Annotated in this window: 16 protein-coding genes; 6 read left to right on the forward strand and 10 right to left on the reverse strand. The window is 57.8% G+C overall.

Features of this window, described 5'->3' with window-relative positions:
* Nucleotides 1–7 precede the first annotated feature (7 nt).
* Together VEZ52_RS08140 and lepA are read left to right on the forward strand one after the other, a co-directional pair.
* Nucleotides 8–100 carry an ATP synthase delta/epsilon chain alpha-helix domain-containing protein gene (locus VEZ52_RS08140; protein WP_324836400.1) on the forward strand — a complete coding sequence of 31 codons (93 nt, stop codon included), beginning with the start codon at nt 8–10 and terminating at the stop codon, nt 98–100.
* Between the two features lie 297 nt (nt 101–397).
* Nucleotides 398–2,203, forward strand: a complete 1,806-nt coding sequence (gene lepA, locus VEZ52_RS08145) for a translation elongation factor 4 (protein ID WP_324836381.1) — start codon at nt 398–400, stop codon at nt 2,201–2,203.
* A 267-nt stretch (nt 2,204–2,470) separates the two neighbouring features.
* On the opposite strand, the gene VEZ52_RS08150 is transcribed toward lepA, so the two are convergent.
* From VEZ52_RS08150 to VEZ52_RS08190, 9 genes are all read right to left on the reverse strand, one after another.
* On the reverse strand, nt 2,471–2,746 hold the full coding sequence (locus tag VEZ52_RS08150; RefSeq protein ID WP_324836382.1) for a hypothetical protein: 276 nt from the start codon (nt 2,744–2,746) through the stop codon (nt 2,471–2,473).
* Nucleotides 2,747–2,788: 42 nt separating this feature from the next.
* Nucleotides 2,789–4,603: a KUP/HAK/KT family potassium transporter gene (locus VEZ52_RS08155; protein WP_324836383.1), complete on the reverse strand. Its 1,815-nt coding sequence runs from the start codon at nt 4,601–4,603 to the stop codon at nt 2,789–2,791.
* A gap of 204 nt (nt 4,604–4,807) precedes the next feature.
* Entirely contained in the window at nt 4,808–6,448 is a 1,641-nt protein-coding gene (locus VEZ52_RS08160; RefSeq protein ID WP_324836384.1) for a lactate permease LctP family transporter, read from the reverse strand.
* A gap of 174 nt (nt 6,449–6,622) precedes the next feature.
* On the reverse strand, nt 6,623–7,597 hold the full coding sequence (locus VEZ52_RS08165; RefSeq protein ID WP_324836385.1) for a glycosyltransferase family 2 protein: 975 nt from the start codon (nt 7,595–7,597) through the stop codon (nt 6,623–6,625).
* The gene (locus VEZ52_RS08170) at nt 7,594–8,130 is read right to left on the reverse strand and encodes a GtrA family protein (RefSeq protein WP_324836386.1); all 537 of its coding nucleotides are present in this window, start codon (nt 8,128–8,130) and stop codon (nt 7,594–7,596) included. Before VEZ52_RS08170 ends, VEZ52_RS08165 begins: the two co-directional genes overlap by 4 nt.
* Before the next feature lie 27 nt (nt 8,131–8,157).
* On the reverse strand, nt 8,158–9,297 hold the full coding sequence (locus VEZ52_RS08175) for a DegT/DnrJ/EryC1/StrS family aminotransferase (protein ID WP_324836387.1): 1,140 nt from the start codon (nt 9,295–9,297) through the stop codon (nt 8,158–8,160).
* A 157-nt stretch (nt 9,298–9,454) separates the two neighbouring features.
* On the reverse strand, nt 9,455–9,922 hold the full coding sequence (locus VEZ52_RS08180; RefSeq protein WP_027180850.1) for a chemotaxis protein CheW: 468 nt from the start codon (nt 9,920–9,922) through the stop codon (nt 9,455–9,457).
* 244 nt (nt 9,923–10,166) lie between these two features.
* Nucleotides 10,167–10,991, reverse strand: coding sequence for a glycosyltransferase family 8 protein (locus tag VEZ52_RS08185; protein ID WP_324836388.1), 825 nt, complete (start codon nt 10,989–10,991; stop codon nt 10,167–10,169).
* Nucleotides 10,988–13,816 carry a response regulator gene (locus VEZ52_RS08190; RefSeq protein ID WP_324836389.1) on the reverse strand — a complete coding sequence of 943 codons (2,829 nt, stop codon included), beginning with the start codon at nt 13,814–13,816 and terminating at the stop codon, nt 10,988–10,990. Before VEZ52_RS08190 ends, VEZ52_RS08185 begins: the two co-directional genes overlap by 4 nt.
* 170 nt (nt 13,817–13,986) lie before the next feature.
* Between VEZ52_RS08190 and VEZ52_RS08195 the strand changes: the two genes are divergently transcribed.
* Nucleotides 13,987–14,922 (forward strand): DMT family transporter, encoded by a 936-nt coding sequence (locus VEZ52_RS08195; protein WP_324836390.1) that lies wholly within the window; start codon nt 13,987–13,989, stop codon nt 14,920–14,922.
* A 10-nt stretch (nt 14,923–14,932) separates the two neighbouring features.
* Here the strand turns inward: VEZ52_RS08195 and VEZ52_RS08200 are convergent, their stop codons facing one another.
* Nucleotides 14,933–16,567, reverse strand: a complete 1,635-nt coding sequence (locus tag VEZ52_RS08200; protein ID WP_324836391.1) for a cobyric acid synthase — start codon at nt 16,565–16,567, stop codon at nt 14,933–14,935.
* Nucleotides 16,568–16,849: 282 nt separating this feature from the next.
* On the opposite strand from VEZ52_RS08200, the gene VEZ52_RS08205 reads away from it, so the two are divergent.
* From VEZ52_RS08205 to VEZ52_RS08215, 3 genes are all read left to right on the forward strand, one after another.
* Nucleotides 16,850–18,892 (forward strand): AsmA family protein, encoded by a 2,043-nt coding sequence (locus tag VEZ52_RS08205; protein WP_324836392.1) that lies wholly within the window; start codon nt 16,850–16,852, stop codon nt 18,890–18,892.
* A gap of 277 nt (nt 18,893–19,169) precedes the next feature.
* On the forward strand, nt 19,170–20,018 hold the full coding sequence (gene motA, locus VEZ52_RS08210; RefSeq protein ID WP_240823217.1) for a flagellar motor stator protein MotA: 849 nt from the start codon (nt 19,170–19,172) through the stop codon (nt 20,016–20,018).
* Nucleotides 20,019–20,188: 170 nt separating this feature from the next.
* Nucleotides 20,189–20,899, forward strand: coding sequence for an OmpA/MotB family protein (locus VEZ52_RS08215; protein ID WP_298997635.1), 711 nt, complete (start codon nt 20,189–20,191; stop codon nt 20,897–20,899).
* Nucleotides 20,900–20,972 lie beyond the last annotated feature (73 nt).

The raw sequence follows: 20,972 nt of genomic DNA on the forward strand, positions 1-20,972 counted from the left end.
AAAGCGCATTGCCAGCCATGACGAAAAGGTGGACATTGTCCGCGCTGAAGCCGCTCTGCAACGCGCAGTTGTGCGCTTGCAACTGGCCCAGCTCCGCTGAGCTACCAATTTTCAGATTTGTGGGGCCGCAGCAGCGTGGAAAATTCCGCGCTGTTGCGGCTTTGCTTTTTCCTAAAGTTACTTTGCCCGGCCTGTTGTATCAGCAACCTCTCCAGCTGCGGCATTTTCATCGGCTCAACCTGACACCCAACGGCTATACGGGCATTCAAGCTGAAATCGGCATTCTGCCAAGAATTCAGGCCCTGCAAAAATAGACTTCCGCGCGAATCTTGGATATTGATACAGGTTCAACGCGGAAAATTCGCCGCCAACCCATCCAGTTTCCCAGGACATGACCATGCCCAACCAGGAAAATATCCGCAATTTTTGCATTATCGCCCACATCGACCACGGCAAATCCACCCTGGCCGACCGCATTCTTGAGCTGACCCAGGTTGTCAGCAAGCGGGAGGCGCGCCAGCAGTATCTGGACAAAATGGACCTGGAACGGGAGCGTGGCATCACCATCAAGGCCCAGTCCGTGCGTATTCCGTATAAAGCCCAAAACGGGCAGATGTACGAACTGAACCTCATTGATACCCCCGGACACGTGGACTTCAACTATGAAGTTTCGCGCTCCCTGGCTGCCTGCGAGGGTGCACTGCTGGTGGTTGACGCCACTCAGGGCGTCGAAGCGCAAACGCTTGCCAACGTCTATCTTGCTCTGGATCACGACCACGAAATCGTCCCCGTGCTCAACAAAATCGACCTGCCCAGCGCCGAAGTTGAACGCGTGAAGGCTGAAATCGAAGAAAGTATCGGCCTTGACTGCTCCGAGGCCATGCCTGTTTCCGCCAAAACCGGCATGGGTGTTGACGCAGTTCTTGAGGCCATTGTGCACCGGCTCCCCCCGCCAAAGGGCGATGTGGCGGGCCCGCTTAAAGCGCTCATCTTCGATTCGTGGTACGACAGCTATCAGGGCGTAGTCATCCTGTTCCGCATTATGGACGGCGCCATCAAGCGTAACGACATGGTACGCCTGATGAGCACCGGCAAGGAATATGAAGTGCTGCGCCTTGGCGTGTTCTCCCCCGAAGCCACGGACGTGAACGAGCTTCACGCTGGCGAAGTGGGCTTCATGTGCGGCTCCATCAAGGATCTGGGCGATGCGCGCGTTGGCGACACCATCACACTGGTGGAAAACCCTGCCGTGACTCCCGTTCCCGGCTTTACTGAAGTGAAGCCCATGGTTTTCTGCGGTCTGTACCCCACAGAGTCTGACGAGTACGAAAACCTGAAAACCGCCCTTGAAAAGCTGCAACTCAATGACGCGGCCTTCTCCTTTGAGCCGGAGACATCTCAGGCCCTGGGGTTTGGTTTCCGCTGCGGCTTTCTTGGTCTGCTGCACATGGAGATCATTCAGGAGCGGCTGGAGCGCGAATTTGAGGTCAGCCTCATCGCCACAGCGCCCTCCGTGGTCTACAAAGTGGACACAAACGATGGCAAAACCTTGCAGATCGACAACCCCAGCCATCTGCCAGATCCCACCAAGATTCGCGCGCTTTATGAGCCGTATGTGAACATGGACATTCACGTGCCCAACGATTACGTGGGTAACGTCATGAAACTGTGCGAAGAAAAGCGCGGCATGCAGAAAAATCTGCACTATCTGGCCACCAACCGCGTTGTTGTCACCTATGAATTGCCGTTTGCAGAAATTGTTTACGACTTTTTTGATCGGCTCAAGTCTGCCACGCGCGGCTACGCCTCCATGGATTACCACCCGCTGGACTACCGCGAATCGGACCTTGTGCGGCTCGACATCATGCTCAATGGTGAAACCGTTGACGCTCTTGCCGTCATTGTGCATCGCGACCGCGCATACACTTACGGACGCGGCTTGGCGCTCAAGCTCAAGCGCAGCATTCCCCGCCAGCTTTTCCAGGTGGCCATTCAGGCAGCCATCGGACAGAAGATCATTGCCCGCGAAACCGTGTCGGCCTTCCGCAAGGACGTGACCGCCAAGTGCTATGGCGGCGACATCACGCGTAAACGCAAGCTGCTTGAAAAACAGAAAGAAGGCAAAAAACGCATGAAGCGCATGGGCAACGTCGAGTTGCCGCAGGAAGCGTTTCTGGCGGCCCTCAAAGTGGGCGACGAATAGATTTGAAAATGCAAAAAAGAAGGGTGACCCGAACGGGTCACCCTTCTTTTTTGCATCACAGCAAGCTTCTCAGTCTTCACGCTTAGTTTGCCTCACAAAAGGCCCCCTGAAGCACGACTGCGTCAGCGCGCACCCATCTATCAAAAATTAAAAAAAACGACGCACAGGGCAAGCCAGAGCCGCACTTTTTGTCTCTCACCAAGTCGGTCGATTGACGCAGCAACTCAGGCTTAGCAATACTGGCATGGCTGGCTTGCGACAGGCCGATCACGGCAAGCGCAGCTTGCGCATTTCCACATCACTGATTTCAAAACGCTTCATGCACATGTCGTAATAGGCCCGCCAGGGGAAGTAGTTGGTGTCTCCACGCCACTCATTATTCATCTGGGTGGCTTCGGCCCGGCACTGCTGATTTGCAGCCAGGGCCTGCTGATCGTCAAATGTCAGGGGGGGCCGCTCGCGAGGGGTGCACCCGCAAGCCAGAAAACCCGACATCAGGCACAACGCAAGCAAGCCGATGCCAACCAATGGATTTTTCTGCATGACGGGTCTTCCTTGTGCGCATGCTTGGGCAAAGCGCCCAAGCTACATGTCTATGCGGCTGATAACTCCATGCACGGCATGCACGGGCATTTTGTAAAACTGCACAAACGATGGCGCCAGTTTTTTTATAACAGCGTATATGCGCCACAAGGGCGAACTGGTGAGTATGTCTTCCACGCCATAAAAAATAACGCGCGGCTTGATTCCCGCCTCGGACATGATGTGGTCGATATCCACAACTTCCATGTAACCCGCAGAAACCTCAAAAACACGAATACCTTCGGCTGGGTCTTCCGCAAACCGCCATATCACACCTGTAGGCTCATATGTGCGGGACATGCACAGCATGATGTTCTGCTCATAAATAATGCCGTTGCTGAACATGGTTTTGACAATATAGGGCGAAACCTTTTCCAGGCTGCGCAAGAAAAAAATGGCTGTGCCGCGAATGGCATGACCACGGGCTTTTTCTTCTGTAAATTTCCTCAAGAACTGCTCTTTCCCCATGGGACGCATACGTTGATACGCAGCTTTTTGCCCCTGAGTATAGATCAGAATGACAGAAAGCGGAATGAGCGAAATCAGTATGGACCAATATCCGCCATGCGGGAATTTATAAAAGTTCGCGAGCAGATAAATGAAGTCGAGGAAACAGATGCAGGCAGCTATGGCTGCTTTGAAATTTCGTCCCTGAAGGTGGAATATCCACACCATGAACACGCCGGTGATGGTCATGGTGCCCGTAACCGCAAGACCGTAAGCCGCAGCAAGTTTGTGCGATTCGCCAAATCCGCAGATCACAAGCACCACAGCCACAAACAATGCCCAGTTCACAGAATTGATGTATATCTGGGAATGCAATTCCTTTGAGGTGTAATCCACTTTGAACAAAGGCATAATATGCGTAGCCATGCTTTGATACATGATCGAAAACAGACCGCTTATAAGTGCTTGCGAAGCAATGACAGTTGCCATAAGGCTGAGCACCAGAAAAGGAACATACAAATAATGAGCCTGACTGTTGATCATTTCGAACAACACGTTCTCGGCCCCTGGATTGCGGATAAGAAACGAGGTCTGCCCCATGTAGCTTGCCACCAGCGCCAACAGCACAATGCCCCACGCGGCTATGATGGGTTTGCGCCCCATATGCCCCATGTCGGCGTACAGGGCCTCGCCGCCCGTGGCGCACAAAATGACCTCAGAAAGAACAAAAAAGCTCACCAGGCCGTTGTGAATCATGAAATCAATGGCATACCAGGGGTTCAAAGCCTTGAGAACCTGTGGCGTCTGCATAATGGAGGCGCATCCGGAAAAAGCCAGCACCGCGAACCATATGGCCATAATGGGGCCAAAAACTACGGAAACAGCACCGCTGCCCCTCTTCTGCACAGCAAAAAGCACAACAGTTATCGCCAGCGCCAGCCCCACAATCGCAGCTTTGGGCGTCTGCTCAAGTCCCGGCACAAGTGTCAGGCCTTCCACAGCGGAGAGAATTGAAATGGCAGGGGTAATGACCCCATCGCCAATGAGCAGAGAAACGCCCACAAAAGCCAGCACAGAAGCCACGCCCAATTTTTTGGTCGACTTGAGTAACGGACGCAGGATGGAAAGCAGCACAATGGTGCCGCCCTCGCCGCCCTTGCTCAGGCTCATGGCCAGCCACGCGTAGCCCACTGTTACGAGCAGCAGCAACGTCCAGATTATCAACGAAAGAATGCCGATAAAATGGTCTTCTGTGCGCTCGGTCAGCAGGAATATGACTGCCAGCGTGTATATAGGGCTTGTGCCGATATCGCCAAACACAAGGCCCAGCGATTTGACGATTGAAGAAAACGTTATCTGCTGCGAATCCATGTAGTCCTCCAAGCATTGCAGCGCACCATAAAGCAGACAAGGGCGGCTGGCAAGACGGCTTGGAACGCGCGGCCCATAAGGGTTTGCTGGTTCTCTGTTGGGAATGCGGCTGCGCTCTGTCCATGCAGCGGATTCCCCTGTTCCATAAACGTAAAAACGCCGCCCCTTGCGGGGCGGCGCCATATTACGGAAGGAAAACCAAGTTTACGGCAGCATCCAATGCAGCACGTTGGACTGCAGGTAGGTGAGCACGCAGATAAAGCCCGTCATGGCCAAGCTGTGCCCAAGCGTAAACCGGAAGAGGTCGCCTTCATGACCAACCAGATTGGTGGCAGCGGTTGCCACACTGATGGACTGGGGCGAAATCATCTTACCGGTAACACCACCGGAAGAGTTGGCGGAAACGGCCAGGGCCGGATCCATGCCCACCACTTCAGCCGTGGAGCGCTGCATACCGCAGAACAGGGCGTTTGAAGAGGTGTCCGAACCGGTCAGGAACACGCCCAACCAGCCCAGAAGGGGCGAGAAGAGCGGGAACAACGGGCCAGTCAGGGTAAAGGCAATACCCAGGGTGGAGCTCATGCCGGAGAAGTTCATGAGGTAAGCCAGGCCCAGGATCATGGCGATGGTTGCAATGGGGAAGCGCAGCTGGTGAATGGTGCGGAACAGGCAGTTAATAGCCTTGCCGAACGAATAACCAGGCATGAAAGGCACGGAGAAGAAACCAGCCAGCAGGATGGCCGTACCACCGGCGGAAAGCCAGTTGAACACGAACACTGCGGGATAGTTGGGATCCTTGCCGGCGGCCAGGATGGGAGCAGCCTTGTGCACCATGCCGTCAAGAGCGGGCCAGGAGAACTTGAGCACCGAACCGGGCACGGCGTTCAGCATGTTCTTGAACTGGGGCAGGCCCCACAAGAACACCATGACGGCCAGAACGATGTAAGGCAACCACGCACGCAGCACCACGCCCGTTGAAGGGGCAGCGCCGGTCAGCACGGTTTCCTTTTCGCCCTCAAAACGCCACACGGTCTTGGGCTTCCACACGCGCAGCAACAACACCATGGCAATGATGGTGATAAGAGCCGACATGATATCGGGCAGCGTAGCGCCGTGGTAGTTGGAGAACAGGAACTGCGAACCAGCGAAGCTCACGCCAGCCACGATGATGGCGGGCAGCACTTCCATGGCGCGCTTGAAGCCGCACATGACCACGCAGAGCCACAGGGGCACCAAGATGGACAGGAACGGCAGCTGGCGGCCCACAATCTGGCTCACGTGCATTTCAGGAATGCCGGAAACCTGGGCGCCAACAATGATCGGGATACCAATGGCGCCAAAGGCCACGGGCGCGGTGTTGGCAATCAGACAGATACCAGCGGCGTACAGGGGGCGGAAGCCCAGGCCCACCAGCATGGCAGCGGTGATCGCCACAGGGGTGCCGAAGCCGGCGGTGCCTTCAATGAAGGAACCAAAGGCAAAGGCGATAAAGATGGCCTGCAAACGGCGGTCGTCTGTCAGACGCGCGAGCGATTCTTTGATGTATTCAAATTCGCCCGATTCCACAGTCATGTTGTACACCCAGACCGCCGTAATAACGATCCAGATGATGGGGAAGAGGCCAAAGGCCGCGCCGTAGCTCAATGCGCCCAGCGCTGTTCCGAACGGCATGCCCCACACGGCAACTGCCAGAACGAAAGAAAGAGCCACAGCAAGAGCCGCAGCGTAATGCCCCTTAGCACGGCGCACGGCCAACATGTAAAAAAGGCTGATCAGGGGGATACCTGCCAGCAGGGCGGAAACTACAGCTCCGCCAACCGGATCATACACTTGTGTCCAAGCCATATAACAGACCCTCAACTGTTATGTGTTGCAAGGGGGGCTTGAGCAAAGTGAGTCCCTTCCGTGCGACCCAGAAATGCTACCTCTTTCCCCCCACTAAGACCTTTGAGTGCGAATATAATCTTTCAGCAAAAAATACAATATGTTTCCCTATCCAAGTCGAGACAAAACTTACTGCTATTGTCGCAAATTGGCTGGCAGCGCGAAATACAGGCGGGCGGCCACGTCAAAAAAAATTCCTGGCAGATAACTTGCCCACCAGAAAATCCTGAATTTGCGCCCGCTGTTCCGCCAGGGTTTTATGGCCTCCCGGGCGGCGGCGTTGTGTCCTTCGCGCCACAGGGCCACAGCTTTCTGAAAGCTTGCCCTGCGGGTCATCATTGCGACAAGACCCGAATATTCCTGATCATAGCCAGGATACAAAGCCTGGTGTTTCTCAAGAATACGCAGAGTTTCATCAGCAAACTGGCCAAATTTGCGAAAGGTCGTGTTGCCCCCATGCACCCGCCAAAGGGTCAGAGGCTCATCCACATAGTCCAGCTCCCAATCGTGAGCGATGCGGTAAAAAACATCGGCCTCCTCGCACACGTTGAGGCTCTGGTCAAACCACCCGCCGTTGCTGCCTTCGCCCGACGGCGTTTTGTCAGCCGAAAGACTTGCCAGCGCCTCGCGGCTGACCATGGCAGACGACATGGAAATCCACTGACGTTCCATCAATGCGGCAAAGGCCATGCCCCGCGCAGGGGACGTTTCGGCAAAAAGCCTCTTGAACACGCGTTTGCCGTCAAAAATCTCCGTGTCCGTGCACACCAGGCCCACGCGCGGGTTGCCTTCAAACAGGGCCACCTGGCGCTCCAGCTTGGTAGGCCGCCACACGTCATCGCAGTCAAGAAAGGCCAGATACCGCCCACGGGCCTGCGCCAGGGCCAGATTGCGCCCCTCGCCCAGAGGCACAATGCTCTCTCCCCGGAAGTAGCGCACCTTTTCGCCATAGCTTTTGGCAATGGCGGGGCTTTCGTCCGTTGAGCAGTTGTCCCAGAAAACAACCTCAAAATCCGTGAATGTCTGGGCCATGAGGCTGTCCATGGCTTCGCGCAGATCGCGGGAACTGTTCAGGCAATTCATGATGACCGAGACTGCGGGGGCGTTCATGCTTTATCCTCATTGCGCGCGGTGTGGGGTGTGGATGTCTGTTGCGCCGGGCTTTGCCCTGCCCCGGCGGGAGCGAATGAAGCCTGCGTTTTGAATACCCAGACCTTGCACAGCGCATAAACCATGACAGGCACGGTCAGCACGGCAACGGGCATGGCCCAGGCATAAGGAACACCAAGCCGCACCAGCAGCCAGACAATGGCCGAATTGCAGCACAGGCCCACAGCCTGGGTAGCCGCAAAGCGCGGCAGCATGGTGCGGTGGCTGGCAATGCCTGCGACGGAATCCGCGGCGCGGAACGTCCACAGGCATTGCCCAAGATAGGAAACAATAAAACTGAGCGCATAGGCCAGGGCGTTGCCCGCCAGCGTGGGTAAACCTGCCACATTGACGAACAACAACCCCAACAGAAAGTAGCTTACGGAAGCCGCGCCGCCCACAATGCCAAAACGAACCCAACGCCGGGCCAAAAGCCCGCGCGCCAGATCCGCCAGCCATCTGAAGCCCGGCACAGTCTGCCAGCCGCTAACCACGGCAAATCTCCTGCGCACTGGCGGGCGCTACTTGAGTGCGGCAACAAGCGCGTCGCACACGCTCTCCACATCTTCGGCGCTGAGGCCGGGGTGCAGGGGCAGGGTCACAAGTTCGCCATAGAGCTGTTCCGTCACGGGCAGCGACTCCGCGCCCCCGCCAAAGCAGCTCAGCAGGTGGTTTGGTTTGTAATGCACGCCGGTGGGGATATCGCGTGCCGCCATAAATTCCTTAACGGCATCTTTGCGGCCACCCAGAACACGCACGGGCATGATATGGCGCACCACAAAGTCCTGCGGGTCAGTGGCCAGCAGGGCAAGGCCCTCCACATTGGCGAGGCGCTGTTCATAAATGGCTGTAAGCATGCGGCGTGCGGGAATAAATTCCGATTCAAGCCGCCCAAGCTGCACCCGCCCAATGGCGGCCATGATATTGCTCATGTGATAGCGCCAGCCCTGACGGGTCACATCGGGATCCCACGAGCGCGCCCCGGCAAAACGCTGTTTTGCATCGTTGGCTACTGAAAGCAGACGGGCGTCAGAAGCCAGATTTCCGGCGGCCTCATCAAAGGCCACCAGGCAGCCGCCTTCACCGCAGGTAATATTTTTGATGCCGTCAAAGCTGAAGCAGACCATGTCGCCAAAACTGCCGATCATGCGCCCCCTGCTTTTACAGCCAAAGGCGTGGGCGGCGTCTTCCACCACGCGCAAGCCCTTTGCACGGGCAAAATCGTATATGGCGTCAATATGCCAGGGATTGCTGGCATAGTGCACGGGCATGATGGCAATGGTGCGGGGGGTCAGGCGGCGTTCGGCATCGGCAAGGTCAATGGTGCCTGTTTCGGGCAGCACATCGCAGGCCACAGGCTGGCAGCCTGCGGCGGTAATGGCCTGAAAAGACGCCACAAAGGTAAGGGAAGGGACCAGAACTTCCGGCTTGCCGTCTACGCGGCACTGGGCGGCAACGGCATCCACAGCCAGATGCAGGGCCGCAGTACCTGTATTTACGGAAATAACCTGACTGGGCTTGACGCCGAGGTAACGGGCGACTTCTTCTTCAAAAAGACGCACCTCGTTGCCCATGCCGAGGTAGCCGTCTTCAGTAATAACGCGGCTTACGGCGCGGGCTTCAGCTTCACCCACAATGGAGCGGGAAAGACGCATGGACATAAGGCCTCCTGCTGCGGCGGCATAACCGTAGCGGCTGTACCGCTCCGGCTGGCGAAGGCTTCAGGCTGCGCGTCGTTCACTCAAAACGCCGCAGGACTCCGGGCTTTAAAAAGTCCGCCGTCCGCACGGAATCAGTAGTGCGCGCCTGGCCGCCATGCTAACCCGCATCGGCGTTCATGTCGCTCAATAACGTGTCGAGGTCAAGCAGAATGAGCAGGCGATCTTCAAGCTTGCCCACACCCCGGATATACTCGGAGCCGATGCCGCAAACAACTGGTGGCGCAGGCTCCACAGTGGAGGCCGGAATGCGCAGCACTTCGGACACGCCGTCCACCAGAAAACCCACTATCTTCTGGTTAAATTCCATCACGACAATGCGCGTGTTGCCATCGTGCTCCAGGGCGGGCATGCTGAAGCGCGTACGCATGTTGACGACCGGAATAACCTTGCCGCGCAGATTTATGACGCCTTCAATAAAGGCTGCAGCATGGGGTACCATGGTGATCTGCATGAGACGGATGATTTCCTGAACGGAAAGGATGTCTACCCCGAACTCTTCTTCGCCAATGCGGAATGTCACGAGCTGGAGCAGATCGCCCTCATGTTCCTGCCCGGAACCTTGCAGCACGTCCTGCCGAGTCGCTTGCGCCGCGTCCATTGTATCCGTCATGGGATGGCCTCCATGGTATAAGCGGGCGTTTTCCGCCCATGAATCGCCGCTTTTGCGGCAATCCGTCATATGCAATCCGCTGCAATCTGCTCCGGGATCGACCCCGCTAACGAAAGCGTTCAGGCCCCGGTTTCAACCTTATCGGACAGAGCGGAGAATACTTCAGAGTGGGTGACAAAAACAATCCTTTCGGGCGGAGTTACGTCCAGCTTTCCACCAGCGCGCGCTCCTGGGGATTCAGGTATTCCATCCAGAGTCCCCGCATGTAGGCATAGTGATTGATGCACAGGTCAGTCAGGCTGGTTCGTTTATATTCCCAGGGCTTGGGGCCGTGAAAATGCACAATCCGCGCTTCATCCCTGCACTCTTCCCTATATGGGGGGCTGTTCCAGCAATCATCCAGCCGCGTAATGCGCTTGCCAAAAAAATAATTCACCAGCGACTGATCAAGGTTGCCGATACGCGATTCATTTTCCCGACAAAAAGCCATGAAGTGCCCTATCAGGTCGCGCTTGCGCAGCCGCTCAAGATTGAACAGCGCCACACCGCTGGAATATGTCCAGATGGGAAAAGGCATGGGAACAGTGTACCGTTCGCCCCTGTATTCATAAAAAAGCTGCTGGTGCTGATGATAAAATGGAGCGGTGTATTCCCTTGCCATACCCACGTAGGCCGGATGTTGCGCAAAAAGTTCGTCCAGAGGGCGATAAAAAAGCACATCCGTATCGCAGTAAAGCACACGGTCGTCCTGGGCAAGCTCGGGCACAAGAGCCAGCTCAAGTTTGAGAAAGCATCCGGCGCAGGCCTGCCCCAGAGGCGTAAAGCCGCTTGGGTCAAGGCGCGGCGTATAGCGCGCGACAGGAATATTTTCCGCAGCGAGTTCTGCCAGCAAGGCCGCATCATTTCCGGCGTAGATGCAGAGGCAGGGGGCGTCCTTGCCCTGCACTGCGCGCAGCGACCGCACCGCCACCTTGAGCAGGGTCAGATACTTGATCTTGTCATCAAGGCAAAAAACGGTCTTCACAGGCTTTCTCCGCGCAGACGCCGTTGCAGTGCTGCCGCCTGGCCCTGTAGGGCTGCATTGTCAAAGTCTTTTACCGAGGCAAGAATGGCGGTCAGGTCTTCTGCATAGGGGGTGCCGTTCACGAGAGGCATAAACCGTTGAAGAGCGCTTTCCGCATTGCCCCAATCCGTTTCCATCAATTCGGGCAGTTCGGCAAGCAAAGCCAGCAGATTGTCCCGATGCTCGCCTTCCAGATGCATGGAACCTGCTGTGACCATGCTGCCATCGCCTTCAAGACAGCGCACGCGCAGCAGCACCTCGTTCATGCACGCTTCAAACTCGTCCATCAGTTCTTCGCTTGGCGGAATAAGGGGCAAGGAGTTTTCCATGTGCCGCGTGAGGCGGCATACCCGCTCCACGCCAAGGTTGGCGGCAACGCCCTTTACCGTATGCGCCAGACGGGCCGCGCCACGCAGATCGCCGCAGGCAAGCAGGCCACGCAGCTCTCTGGCGCTCTCGCCGTAGTGATCCACAAAACGCAACAGCAGTTCCCTGTACAATTCGCGGTTGCCGCCCACGGTTGCGAGGCCAGCCTCCACATTGACCGCCTGCCCCTCCGGCACTGAAGAGGCTTGGGCCGGATCGCGCATAACGTCCAGCGAATGCCGTTCCTCGCCCTCTTCATGGCTTTCCGCGTCTGCGGCGCCAGAATAATCATCCGGGCCAGCATCGGCGGTAAGCGGATTGAACTGCAATCCGCCCGGAAGCCACGTTTCAAGGGCGGCATACAGGGCGGCAGGATCAACCGGCTTGGTGAGATAGTCGTTCATACCCACATTCTTGCCTTCCAGACGGGAAGAGGCATCGGCATGGGCAGTCATGGCAAGAATGGGCAGATCCGCAGGTGAAAAACCCAGCGCGCGGATGCGCATGGTGGCTTGAAGCCCGTCCATTACTGGCATCTGCACATCCATGAGCACAAGGTCAACGCCGCCGCCGCGTACTTCTTCAACCGCCGCAAGACCGTTGGAGGCCACACGCACGTCAAGCCCGGCCTGGGTCAGCAGCTCGCTGGCGATCTGGGCGTTGATATCGTTATCTTCCACCACAAGTACAGTGCGGTGCGGCGTCGGCGCGACGCCAAGGGCACTGTCCATAACAGCGGCGGCTTCTTCCTGCGCAGAGGTGGTCTCCGTAATGGCTTCGGCCTGTTGCACCCAACCGAAGGACAATTCAAAGAAAAAACGGCTTCCCTTGCCGGGCGCGCTTGCCACAGAAAGCTCGCCGCCCATGAGGTTGACCAGTTGCCGGGCCAGCGCAAGCCCAAGGCCGAGACCGCTGTTTGACCGCGTCAGCGACTCATCGCCCAGGGCAAAGGGTTCAAAAAGCTTGTCCTTAAGAACAGCATCCATGCCGGGGCCGCTGTCGGCCACCACAAAGAGCAGACGGCATCCGCCATCTTCCAGGTTGCCGTGGGCAAGCTGCACACTACATTCCACCGAGCCTGTGCGGGTGTACTTGACCGCATTGTCCAGCAGGATGCGCAATACTTCTTCCAGATGCCGTTCATCACCTTCCACAACCTCCGGCACAGCCGGATCAAGTGTAAAAATCAGCTCCAACTGTTTTTCAAGGGCGCTGCCCGCCACGCTCTGCCGCAACAGCTCCAGCAGGCGGGGCACCTGAAAGGCCCGGTTTTCGCGGCGCAGCAAGCCTTCGTTGATGCTTGAAAAATCAAGAATCCTGTTGACCATATCCAGCAGCAGGCTGCCTGATTTGTTGATCTGGGAAAGATAGTCGCGCTGCACGCCACTGAGGCCCGCTTGCAGACTCAGATAACTCATGCCGATGATGGCATTGAGGGGCGTGCGGATTTCATGGCTCATACGGCGCAAAAAATCTTCCTGCACGTGTGAGGCTCTTTGGGCGAGTTCCAGTGACGACAAAGCCTGCGCACGGGCAAGAACGGCCTGCTGTTTGCTTTTGCGCGCACGCCTTTCGGCCTCTTTGAGTTCTCGAATACGGGAAAACAGCGTCCCCTTCATGCGTTGCAGGGAGGCGAACATGACAGCCAGCTCATCCCGGTACTTGAGCTTCAAGGGTTCGGGATCCTCGCCCGCCGCCACGCCTTCCGCGTACTGACTGACCTCGCCCAGCGGCTTGGCGACCCTTTTCTGAAAGATATAAATGTTGGCAACCGCGCTGGCCGCCAAGGCCAGCAAGGCAAAAAACATGGCCCAGACCATCTGGACAAGCGGAGACTCCTGTTTGCTCACCTGTTCCAGAAAGCTGCGGTACTGCACTTCGCGCAGGGCCTGCGCGCTGAAAAGAACCTGCTGCGCTTCACTGTCCAGATTGACCCTGTCTACCCAGTTCTGCGCGCCTTTCAGGTCAAGCCCGTCCCTGTCCCACAGAGGCGGCCCGCTATTGCCCACAGCCATGCTCATGGCGGTATCAAGCAGACTGTCGAGGTGCCTGCGCTGGGCAAGAAGCGCCTGAACCTGCCCTTGCAGACCTCCCGTCACATTGAGATTACGGGCAATATGTTCAAAGGTCCCCTCGTGCCCGGCGGCGTCCTGCATCTCGTGGACGCGGTCCTGATTCAGCATCTGCCACCTGGCATAGCGTTCGGGATTGCCCGTAAAAATAAAGGCGTGGGCTTCCTCGTAACTCTGACGGGTATTGGTTTCCACATCCACCAGGAGGGAATCAAGCCTGTAGTAGTTTTCGAGTACCCTACGGCCTTCATTCAGGCCACGCCCCAGAGATACCAGGCAAAGCCCAAGCAGCAGAAGAAGCAGCAACTGCGCGAGGTTGGAAGTTTTGATGATGGTTCTGATGCTCATGCTTCTTGCTCCCGCAGGCAGCGGACAGTGCCTTTCGTCAAGCTTGAACCCGGGTAGGCAGGCACCCCCGCACGGCTGGCGGATGGCCTCATACCTTGAAGTATTGGCATTCTTACCATAGGCTGCGGCAAAAATCACCCGCGACCATTCTGGAGAAACTGAAAACCCTCATGTCCCCCACCGCCCGGAATTTATTGCCTCATGCGGCTTTGCTGACAGCCATGGCCTTTTGGGGCTCCACCTTTGTAGTGCTGCGCATCGCCCTGACCGCCCTGACCCCCCTGCAAACCATGGCCGGACGCATGCTCGTGGCATGCATTGTTTTTTTGCCTCTGTGGCCGCGCCTCTGGCGCGAACTCAAAGAACACGGCAACCTGGGAACACTGGCGCTCATGGCCCTGTGCGAGCCCTGCCTCTTTTTTCTGTTTGAAACCAACGCGCTGCGCCTGACCACTGCCTCGCAGGCAGGCATGATAACATCCCTGTTGCCTCTGCTGGTGGCGGCAGTCGCCTTTGTAGCCCTGCGCGAGCACGCGGGCCTGCGCATGTGGCTGGGCTTTCTACTGGCTGTTTGCGGCGTCACGTGGCTCACCCTTGCCGCCGTGCCGGACGAAAAAGCCGCCAATCCCCTGCTGGGCAACATTCTTGAGGGTATCGCCATGTGCTGCGCCGCCGGATATACAGTGCTGGCCCGCCACCTTTCAACCGTATACAGCGCCCTGTGCATCACGGCGGTTCAGGCCTTTGTGGGCATGATCTTTTTTTGTCTGTTGGTTCTCGTGGTGCCGGAATCAGACACGCTCATCAGCCTTGGCAGGGATTTTCCCACATGGGTTCCGTGGGCCTGCGTGTTCTATCTGGGCGGCATTGTGACCTTTGCAGGATACGGTCTGTATAATTTTGGCGTTAAGCGCCTTTCCGCTGGTCGCGCCGCCGCCTACACCAATCTCATACCTGTTTTTGCCCTGCTCTTCGGCGTTGCCCTGCTGGGCGAAAAGCTCCCCCCCGCGCAGTATGGCGGAGCCTTGCTTATCGTGCTTGGCGTACTGCTGAGCCAATGGCGGGGAATACGCCGCAACGCCCTGGCCCAAAAACCGACAGTATGATTTTTTCTGCTCAAACCAGCTGCAGCAGGTCGAGTATGGCTGGCATGTCCAACGCTGCTTCCACAGCATCGGCCAGCCTGTCCAGCTCGAGGCCGAGGCTGTAGGCTGTTTCCTGCATTGGCGGCAAACCTGCCTCATGCCGCAGCTGGCGCAGAAAGGCATGGCGAAAGGCATCCTCGTCAAAAAGGCCGTGCAGATAACTGCCCCACACGCGGGCGCAACCCCGCGCATCACACCGCCCCCAACCCAAGGGGCGGCCCTCTGAGTCGTTCATCACAACCCGCATGGCGGAAGACGCGGCATCTCCCAGCGCTGGTTCACCCGCCATATCCGACAATTCTCCGCGCACGGAGGAAGTCTCGCCGTGATGGATTTCATAGCCTGTCACGGCCTGGCGTTCTGCCCCGGTCACACAGGCCTCCGCCCATCCGGCGGCGCGGCACAGGCGCTTGGCTGCCAGCAGCCTTGTGCTGAGGGGCAGCAGGCCAAGCCCCGGCTCGCATCCGCCTTCTTCAATCAGCAGAGGGTCAGCTATTTCGGCTCCAAGCATCTGCAATCCCCCGCAGATGCCCACCAGCGCCCCAGTGCCGCGCGTCAGGCACTGACTGGCAAAATCCTGAACCAGCCCGGCCAGCCCGGCGCGCCGCAAAAAGCGCAGATCCCCCACGGTATTGCGGCTGCCCGGCAGAATGACCACATGAGGTGCTCCCCACTGATCCGCGTGGCGCACAATACGCAACTGTACCCCCGGCTCGTCCCGCAGGGCGTCAAGATCCGTGGCATTACTCAAATGCGGCAGATCGGGCACCACAATATCCAGCAAGCCGGAGCCACCAGAAGTTTGCCCCATGCGCAGGCCTGGGGTCAGGCCTTCCTTGAAGCTTACGGAGTCCTCTTCGGGCAGGCGCAGGTTTTCCAGCATGGGCACCACCCCCCAAAAGGGCTTGCCCGTGCGCTTCTGGAGCATGGTCAGGGCGGGATCCAGCAGGCTGGCATCGCCCCGAAACTTATTGAGAATAAAGCCCCCTACCCGCCCCCTCTCCGCGCGGGTGAGCAGGGCCATGGTGCCCGCCAGGGCCGCGAAGGCCCCGCCACGGTCAATATCCGCCACCAGGGCCACATGCGCCCCGGCATAACGGGCCATGCGCATGTTAACGATGTCGTGCGCCTTGAGGTTGATCTCAGCCGGACTGCCCGCCCCTTCAAGCACCATGACATCCATATCTGCGGCCAGACTGCGGTAGGCGCGGCGCACGGCCTTCCAGGCTTCCGGCTTATAGGCGAGATACTCGCCCACGCGCATGTGCCCCACGGCTTCGCCCAGTACAATAACCTGGGAACCCACGTTGGACGTGGGCTTAAGCAGCACCGGGTTCATGCGCACGTCTGGCGCGAGACCGCAGGCGGCGGCCTGCAAGACCTGAGCGCGGCCCATTTCCTTGCCGTTGCTGGTTACAAATGAATTGAGCGCCATGTTCTGCGCCTTGAAGGGCGCAACCCGCAGCCCCCTGCGCGCCAGCAGACGACATACGGCCGCCGTTATCAGACTTTTGCCCGCGTTTGAGCATGTTCCCTGAATCATGAGAGCCGGAGGCAAAGAGCGCCCCGGCCCCGCTTGTGCCGTGTGAACCGATCTGGCCGCCATGCGCGGTAATCCTCCCTGCACCTGCGGCAATGTCCGTTCAGTGCTGTGTCTTTTATGATATCTTTCCGACAATATATGGATTGAGGGAAACGACCGCAACCGATGCGCTCGTGCAGTCCGCCAAGGTACAGAACTGACCTGCTGCGCTGCGCATTCTTCGCCTTGCACTGCTTGCCAGCTTTTCGTATAAAAGAAATGGTGGTCATACAAATACCCGCCGCAACCCTGAAGGGGACGGCGGTTTACGCGGCCGCCAGGGCCGCAAATACCTGCGGAGTTTCAATGAAGCGTGTATTTTTATGGATTCTGGGTGGCGCCACGGTTCTGGCCGTGGCGGCGGCTGTTCTGCTCAGCAGGGTAGACGCTGGCTTTGTGGTGCGGCAGATAGCCGATGCCACGGCCAAAGCCACCGGGCAGCCGTTAACGTTTGACAGCCCGCCAGGAATTTCCTTTTTCCCCCCCGGCGTCAATTTTGGACAGGCTCATTGGGGCAGCGCCAGCGATGGGCAGGGCGTGGTCATCTCCGTCAAAAGCGGCATGGCCCAACTGGAGCTGAGCCCCCTGCTTACGGGCAATGTTATCGTGCGTGAAGTACGGTTGAACAGCCCCATGATTGAAATCCGCGAAGGCAAGGCCGTTGCCGCCGCCAAGCCGGACGCAGAAAAACCCGCCGTTGAAACCAAACCCGCCGCTGCGACTCCGCCAGCCCTTCCCATTGAGCTGAAACGTCTTGTACTGCGTCAGGGTGTTGTGACCTACACAAGCGCAAATGGAAAAACACTTCGCGTTGATGATGTAAACTTGTCTGTAGAGAATCTGCGCACCGGACAAGAAGCCGTGGTGCAGTGCGATTTTGCCTTTATTTTTGGCGACAGCGCCGCCGAGCCTGCGGCCCCCTCTGCCAAGCCTGGTGCAAACAGCATTTCGGGTACGCTGGCATTTTCTTCCCGCCTGCGCTACGCGCCGCCCCAGCTGCTTTTCCGGCAGACCGCGCTGACAGTCACCCCGCTCACCGGAGCGCTGCCCAAGGAAGCCGGGCCTTTGCAGCTTACCTGTGAAGGGTCGTTGCGGCTGAGCGATCTGCACCTCCAGTTGAGCAAGGCCTTGCTCACTACGCCCCAGGCGCGGGTGAGCGCATCCGGCGAAGGTGGGTTGACCCCCCTGGCATTCAACGGTGCTCTTGAAATGGAAGGCTCGCCCCACAAGCTTGCCGCGCTGGCAGGCCACAAACTGGCGACGCCCCCAGCCAAGGACGATCTGCGCTTCAGAACAATGGTACGCTATACCGCCAATGCCCTGAACCTCAGCCAGATGCTTCTGCAACTCGACGATCTTTCCCTGCGCGGCGGTCTGCGCCTTGACCTGCCCGAAAACGCCCCCATGCTCGTGACTGCTGACGTGCAGACCGGCATGCTCAATCTTGATCCCTATCTGCCCCAGGCAGAATCCGGCAAAAATGCAACGGAAACCAAACCCGCGGGGCACGACGGCGCAGCAGCCAGCGGCAAGCGCGCCAAGCCGGATGCGGAAGCGGCACGGCGCATGCCGGGGCTGGACATCCGCGCCAAAATGGCTGGCATCATCAAGGGCGGATTGCAGGTAAAAGACATTGCGCTGGCCATCAAGGGAGAAAAAGGACGCTACGCCCTGACCTCCTTGACCGCCAGCCTTGGCAGCGGCGGGCTCATCAAGTCCACCGGCAGCATGGATATGGCGACTGAAACTTGCGCTCTCAAGGCGCAGGCCGCCGATGTGGAGGTTGGCCCGTTGCTGGTTGCCCTTGGAAAGGGTCGGCTGGCCGACGGGCAGGCCTCGCTGGATGCGGATGTGACCATGAAGTGCGCGGACGCCAATGATATTCGCCAAAGTCTTGGCGGACGCGGGCTGCTTGAAATACGCCGCCTGCATGTTCCGGCCATGGCGGAACTTTCCAAGAGCATCCCCTCGCTCACCGGCAAGGGGGGACCGTTGCCCGACCGTTTTGATCTGGCCCGTGCGCCCTTTACCGCCCGCGATGGCGAAATCAACGCAAGTCCCATCACGGTTACCTCCGCCACCCTCAACGCTGCGGGCAAGGCGCGCATCAGCCTGCCCAAACAGTACATGGACGCGGCCCTGGACATCAAAACCATGGGGCTGACAATTCCTGTGACGGCCAAAGGGCCTTTGAGTGACATTTCGTATGGTGTTGACCCGCGTTTTGCCCTTGATATGGCAAAAAATCTGCCGGGCGCATTGCTGAAAACGGGCAAGGAAGCCGGAAGCACCACCAAGGACGCGGCAAAGGGCGCGGAAGGGCTGGTTCGCGGCATCCTGGGCCGTTAACAGACCTGGCTGCGGCCCTGACAAAAACACTTATCAGGGCCAAATGGCAAGGCAAACAGCTCCGGTTGTCGGGTAAAGGTATTTTGCCCGGGGCTTGCCTTTTCGGCGTCATGGGCTAAAGCTATTAGCATCACGGGCGTTAAGCATTAAAGAAGGCCTGAACGCGCTGTACAGGCGCGATTGGTGAGCGGAGTGGTCAAAATTCCGCCAACCAGGCAACACACGAGCTTTACGGGGTTTCCTTGCCCGGTAAGGCATAGAGCGAACAGGCGGAAGTATGTACTTACTTATAGGACTGGTCATTGTTGCGGCTTCAGTCGGCACGGGCTACACCATGGCCCATGGCGAATGGGGCGTTCTTTTTCAGCCCGCCGAGTTCATCATTATTCTGGGTTGCGGCCTTGGGGCGTTTTTTGGTTCGCAGACCAAATACACCTTTGGTTTGGTTGTCAAAAGCCTCAAACACCTGTTTGCCGACCCTGGTTCCAGCAAAAACCACTACCTTGAGACTCTTGCCCTGCTGTACGCGCTCTTTTCCAAAATGCACCGCGAGGGCGTGATCAGTATTGAAAGCGATGTTGAAAAACCAGAATCCAGCCCGATTTTCAGCAAATATCCCAATATTTCCAAAGATACCGTGCTGGTGAACTTTGTAGGCGACACGTTGCGCGTGTACCTGACCACCGGCGACCCCGCAGATATCGACAGCCTCATGGACGTGGATATCGAAACCATGCGCGAAGAAGGCATCTTGCCTGCCCACGCCGTGGCGCACATGGCCGAATCACTGCCGGGCATGGGTATTGTGGCCTGCGTTCTGGGCGTGGTTTTGGCCATGGGCAAGATTAACGAACCGCCGGAAGTTCTTGGCCACTACATCGCGGCAGCGCTTGTCGGCACGTTTTTTGGTATTCTTGCCTGCTATGGCCTCTTTGGCCCCATGGGCGCAAAGCTTGAAAACTACGTGGCCGAAGAACATTTTTATTTTAACGCCATCAAGGAAGCCGTGGCTGCCGCCATTCGCGGATCAACTCCGCTGATCGCCGTGGAATACGGGCGCAGAGCCATTCCCTACCCCTTCCGTCCCTCGTTTGCCGAAATGGAAGAACGGCTCAAGAGCGGCTAAGCCATGGCAAACGGGCTGGCTGCCCCCCAAATCGGGGAGTGCGGGCGCAGATATTTTGCCCTTCTGTAAAAACCTGCTATGGTTTGTGCATCAAGGGCGCGGATGGCTGATTTTTATGCCGTCGGCAAAAGCGCGAGGCCCGGCGCAGAATACTACGAAGGAGAAAGCCTATGGGCGGCGGCGCATGGAAAGTGGCGTATGCCGACTTTGTTACGGCCATGATGGCCTTCTTCCTTCTGCTGTGGATCCTCAGCATGGTGCCGCCCGACACCAAGGCGGGTCTTGCCGCGTACTTCAGCGGCGAGCGCAATTTTGACTCCAGTTCAACATCCCCCATATCAAACAATCCGTTCATTCAGAATACGGATAAAATTGATGCGCGCGACCTCAAGATCAACGAGGTTGAAAAGTCGCACTACGCCATCGCGCAAAAAATCAAGCAGATGCTCATGGCAGATGCCGTGCCGCAAAATTCATCGGGCATCAGCGCGGATGACGTGGGCGTGCAGTTGCGCGTCAATTCGGACGTCATGTTCCGCCCCGGCAGCGTTGACCTGCTGCCCGAAGGCACCAAGGTGCTGGAAGCGGTGCTGAAACTCATGAACGAATACAATCTTTACCTTGTGGTGCGCGGGCACGCTGACTCCACCGAGGCCAGACCGCCATTTGCCTCCGCGTGGGAGCTTTCCGGCGCGCGTGCTTCGGCCATGGTGCATTTTCTTGCCGAAAAGGGCATCAAACCCACACGCATGCGCGCTGTGAGCTACGGCGATACGCGCCCCCTCAAGCCGGGCATTGACGAACAGAGCCGCGCCATGAACCGGCGTGTGGAATTTTTCTTCCATCGGCCAGAGGTCATGTCGTACAGCGTGGTGTACTAAAACCCCACATTCAGCCAGCATTTGCAACAGAAACGGCCCCTGTGACAATCCACAAGGGCCGTTTCTCTATTTC

This window comes from Desulfovibrio sp. (genome assembly GCF_035644575.1).
GTDB lineage: Bacteria > Desulfobacterota > Desulfovibrionia > Desulfovibrionales > Desulfovibrionaceae > Desulfovibrio.